At 63.2% G+C, this 3,873-nt stretch carries 3 protein-coding genes and 1 pseudogene; 2 read left to right on the plus strand and 2 right to left on the minus strand.

The window, feature by feature from the left end; all coding sequences use genetic code 11:
- Positions 1 to 317: 317 nt before the first annotated feature.
- Together E2C06_RS35715 and E2C06_RS35720 are read right to left on the minus strand one after the other, a co-directional pair.
- Positions 318 to 1,793, minus strand: a complete 1,476-nt coding sequence (locus E2C06_RS35715) for a cation:proton antiporter domain-containing protein (protein ID WP_133293283.1) — start codon at positions 1,791 to 1,793, stop codon at positions 318 to 320.
- 198 nt (positions 1,794 to 1,991) lie between these two features.
- Complete coding sequence (locus tag E2C06_RS35720; protein WP_133293284.1) at positions 1,992 to 2,195, minus strand: transposase; 204 nt, start codon at positions 2,193 to 2,195, stop codon at positions 1,992 to 1,994.
- A gap of 301 nt (positions 2,196 to 2,496) precedes the next feature.
- Here E2C06_RS35720 and E2C06_RS35725 point away from each other — a divergent pair.
- Positions 2,497 to 2,639 (plus strand): annotated as a pseudogene (locus tag E2C06_RS35725) (IS5/IS1182 family transposase); the annotation flags it as partial.
- Positions 2,640 to 2,914: 275 nt separating this feature from the next.
- The gene (locus tag E2C06_RS35730) at positions 2,915 to 3,646 is read left to right on the plus strand and encodes a calcium-binding protein (RefSeq protein WP_133293285.1); all 732 of its coding nucleotides are present in this window, start codon (positions 2,915 to 2,917) and stop codon (positions 3,644 to 3,646) included.
- Positions 3,647 to 3,873: the final 227 nt, after the last annotated feature.

Genomic DNA, 3,873 nt, shown 5'->3' on the forward strand with positions numbered 1-3,873 from the left:
CCACCCGCTACGAGAAAACCGCGTGTTCCTTCATGGGCGTGCTCTGCATGGCCGCCACGATAGACTGGATCAAGTAGACACACAGAACTTAAGGCCTGACAGGCCCTAGGAGAAAGGTGCCACCATAGCGGCCCATCGCCAGAATCTTGGTATGTCCGAGCCGTCCACGACCCCACCCGAGACTCTGCCTTGCCAGCGGCCTAGACTCTGTAAGCAGTAGGAGCCTTGGCGTGCTCATGTGGGACGGAACGGGACCGGCTAAGTGGACGGGAAAGGGCAGGATCCAAGCATGTACGATGCCGCCCTGCCTCTGGTGGTCAAGTTGGCTCGCCAGTCTTCTCCGCATGAGCGCGCAGCGTCAATGCATGGTCCGCTTCGCGCAATGCCGCATCGCCGATCGCGTCCCGGCTACGCAGCCGGATCAGAGCCTGCCGCCCTTCAGCTGCGGCTGTCTCAGGATCTGTGACCGCGCGCGCCTGATCCTGGGCCGCCGCCGCCTCGCTTTTGGCAAGGTCTTTCTCCTGCACCTCCTCCGCCGCGCCACCAAGCCGGGCCCAGCCCAGCAGGGCTGGCAGCGTGGTCCCCTGCAGCAGCCCTGAGCCGACTACGAGCAGGCCAGTCAGCGAGAGTACGAGGTCTCGATCGGGGAAGGGCCGACCATCTGCCGTCGTGGCGGGCACAGCGAGTGCAAGCGCCAGCGCGATGGCCGAACGATGCGCCGACAAGGCGGCAACGGCGGCAACACGCAGCGCCCCGGCGGGGCGCCCATCCTCGCCCGGCATACGTGGTGTCCAGGGCATCATCATAGCCAGCAGCGCCAGCCCGAATTGCAGTGCGAGCACCAGTGCCAGCAGCGCTGCAGCGGCGAGGCCAAGGTGCAACCCGCCATAATGGCTGAGCGCCGCCAGCGCTTCCGGAAGGGAACGGCCGACCAAGAAGTAGAGCGCGGCGGAGAGCATAACCTCCGCTTCCGACCAGACATGCCGTGCCACCAGCCGCGCCTCAGGCGAGGAGATCGCCTGTCCTGTCTGCCGATCCACAGAGCGGGTGGATATGGTCAGCGCCGCCACAACGATGACCACGGCCACCGAGACACCAACGGCTTCAGCAAGCACAGCGGCAAGGAATGGTGTGGCAATAGAGATTGCCACCTCCACCACCGCGGGGCCGATGCGGCGGCGCAGCGCGACCACGGCCAAGCCGACCGCCAAGCCCAGCAGACCACCACCGATCACGTCGATGCCGAGCCGGAGCAGTGCCGCCCCAACTTCCGGTGGTGAGCCACCGACCGCTGACCGGGCCAGCATGTATAGTGTGACCACGATGAGGCGGGCGCTGACCGCCTGGCCGGCAAACGCATCGGTCAGGGCGCGCGGCAGATGCCGGTGCTGCCCGGTCTCCTGTGGCAGCCGCGTATCGCCGATCGCGGCGCACACGCCGAGCAGAAGGCAAGCAACGGGATCGAGCCCCGGCAGCAACACGTGCGCCGCCAGCGCCACCGTCAGCGTGATGCCGATGACCAGTGCCGCACCCGCCAGTACCCCGCGCACGAGCGCATGGCGAAGCAGATCAACCGAGAGCGCGACGACACCGGCATATAGCAACGGCGGCAACAGCAGCCCGAGGACCACCTCCGGATTGGTGCGCAACGGCGGCAATGATACCGGCAGCAGCGCGGAGGCGAGGCCGCCGGCGAACACGACCGCCGATGGTGGCAGACCCGTGAGCCGCGCCAACGCCAGCAGCAGGCCCAATGCGACGATGACACCCGAGACGAACTGGACTTCCGGCAATGGTCAGCGTCCGCGGTTGAGGGAGGGGAGCGCAGGCAACGCTGCGGCATCCGGGCTGTTGCCTGCATCCGTTCCTCATACCCGCGATAAGCCGGAAATCCGTTAGGGCGGCGGTGCGGGCAGATGCTCGCCTTGAACACCATGGTTCGTGGCGCGGGGCCGGAGCGCCGGGTGTGCTGAAGGCGGACTACTCCTGCGTCAGGCCATGGCGGCGTGCAGCAGGGTGAGCGTGCGGCGCAGGTTGCAGGCCACGGCGGCGAGGCGGACCTGCAGGCCCGCCTGCGCCAGGCCGAGCCATCGCATACGGGCCAAGCCGTAGCTGCGCTTGCAGGTGTCGAAGACATTCTCGACGCGGCAGCGGACGCGCCGGACAGCGGCATCGTGCGCCTCCAGTCGCGCCAGCGCCTCCGGGCCGCCCTAGGTGCCGGTCCCGGTTGTCCACGGCACGCCGCTGCGGGCGCGGATAGTGGCTTCCGCCCTGCTGCCCGAGAGGGCGCTGTCGGGGTAAACCTTGCTCGGATCGTCCGGCAGCCCGGCCGTACATGGTGCGCTTGACTGGTCCTGACCCGGCAAACTGGTCCGGTGGGAGCGCAAGTTTTTCGGGCACTCTGACCCTTGGAGGAGGGTGCCATGAAGCGGCAGCGCTCCCCCGCCGCCCGGTGCTGCTGGCGGCCCCCCCCGAACTGGCAAGATTGTACAGGCGGTCGTCGAGCGCACCATCGCCTGGCTTAACCGCTGCCGACGATTGCCAAGGATTGGGAGTGCCTGAACCGCCGCGCGCTTGCCTTCCTGCGTTGGGCCTCCGTCCGCCGGATGCTCCGAAAGCTATGTCATAAAACTATATGATCCCGGATGGACCTTTAGCACTGTGACGATCCTGCTTCGCTGATTGCAATCCGCCTGATGTTCACCGTATCATTCGCCCTTAACGGGAACAACTATCAGGCTTCTAAGCACAATTATTAGTTGTGCAAATTTCGTGTTGCACACGTGTGGTTTTTCAATTTGACTTAAAATAACTTCATGTTGGTGTTGGATCGGTACTTTTACCCTGAAAAGCTAATGTATCTGTCTGGTTCAATCTGAAGTTATTGTGCAAGGTTATGTAAAGCGGGGGGAATATGGCTATCATAATCAGCAACTCGGATGACACCGTTGTTAATGGCACGTCAGATGCCGACACTATTGTTGTTAGAGGCAGCAATAACACGATCTCAGGGTTTGGTGATAGCGACACTATTTTTGGTGTAGGTGATGCCAACTTACTTTATGGCGACAGCACGGTCCAAGGCGGGCCTGATGCGGGTGTCGGGAGTGACGTCCTGATCGGTGGCTCTGGCGACGACACACTTTGGGGCGGCGCCGACGCCGATACGCTCCAAGGCGGTGATGGCGCCGACAAGTTCAGCTTTGGCTTCGTGCCTCAAGCACGCCTCCCAGTTCTAGATTCAACCAGCCAAAACCCGGACTTGATCGTAGATTTCAGTCAGGCCGAAGGCGACGTAGTTGATCTTTCCAGCTTGCGTCTTTTTCCCGCCGTGCCTGTTGTCTTCCTTGGGACGGAAAGCTTCACCGACCAAATCGCATTAGAAATCCGATACGAAACAACGGGCAATTCTACCATCGTTCAGTTCCGTGTACCCGAAAGTGACGATCCTTCCACGCCGGCGACCCTGCTCGGTCAGATCAACCTTGCCGGCAACGTAGACCTTACGGCGGACGACTTCGTCACTGACCTCACGCTGGACATTCCCGGCGATCCTGAACCGGACACTTCGGTCGATGTGGACGGGGAAGCGGAGAAGGATCAAACGACGTCGAACTGCGTTCCTGTCGAACACTGGCTCATGTAACAGCCCGTCCTTGCAGCCATAGGGCGTGTGGTCGCATGCAGTAGCGTGAGCGAGGCGGTGGAGCATCGGGCGGATCGTAGCCAAGGTGACCACCGTCTCGGAGGCCTCGTAACCCTCGCTAGGAGCTCGTCCACGTAACGGCTGAAGAGGCTCGACAGGCGGATCGTGCGGTGATTCGCTCGGCGGCATGACGAAGAGCTTTCGGCCCTGGAAGGTGGACGAGGCCT

The organism is Dankookia rubra (assembly GCF_004355005.1).
Taxonomy (GTDB): domain Bacteria; phylum Pseudomonadota; class Alphaproteobacteria; order Acetobacterales; family Acetobacteraceae; genus Paracraurococcus; species Paracraurococcus ruber_A.

Excerpts from the sequence above, each read along its gene's own strand:
- E2C06_RS35730 (WP_133293285.1), top strand. The coding sequence starts at position 2,915 with ATGGCTATCATAATCAGCAACTCGGATGACACCGTTGTTAATGGCACG.